This window comes from Deinococcus pimensis DSM 21231, from assembly GCF_000519345.1.
In the GTDB taxonomy this organism is placed as follows: domain Bacteria; phylum Deinococcota; class Deinococci; order Deinococcales; family Deinococcaceae; genus Deinococcus_A; species Deinococcus_A pimensis.
In genome coordinates this window covers 390419-390824 of record NZ_KI912633.1, presented here as the reverse complement: position 1 = coordinate 390824, position 406 = coordinate 390419, and the positions used below count along the sequence as shown (strand labels likewise).

The following is a 406-nucleotide window of genomic DNA, read 5'->3' as shown; positions in this document are numbered from 1 at the left end:
GCCGTGCGCGAGCGCCGACTGCACCGCGCCGCCCGCGTCGGCGGCCGTGACCATCACCACCTCGAAGAGCTCCCCGCGCGCCCGCCACGCGCGCAGCAGGTCCAGGCCGCTCCCGTCGGGCAGGTACACGTCGAGCAGGACGAGGTCGGGCCGCAACGTCCCGACGAGGCGGTCACCCTCCACGACGCCCGTCGCGGTCCCGACGACGTGCACGTCCCCCTCGGCCTCCAGCAGGTCGCGGTTGACCCGCGCGACGCGCAGGTCGTCCTCCACGAGGACCACGCGGATGGCGCTCACGGCAGGCTCCCGTCCGCGCGGTCCCCGGACGCCGCGTCCGTCCCGGCGCCGGTGTGGGGCAGATTCACCTGGAAGACCGTCCAGGGACCGCGCCGGAAGTGCCGCACGT

The 406-nt window shown here is 75.9% G+C and carries 1 protein-coding gene; it reads right to left on the bottom strand.

The window, feature by feature from the left end; genetic code table 11:
* The coding region (locus tag DEIPI_RS0106745) for a response regulator (RefSeq protein WP_027481277.1) at positions 1–297 on the bottom strand (297 nt) is incomplete at its 3' end.
* Positions 298–406 lie beyond the last annotated feature (109 nt).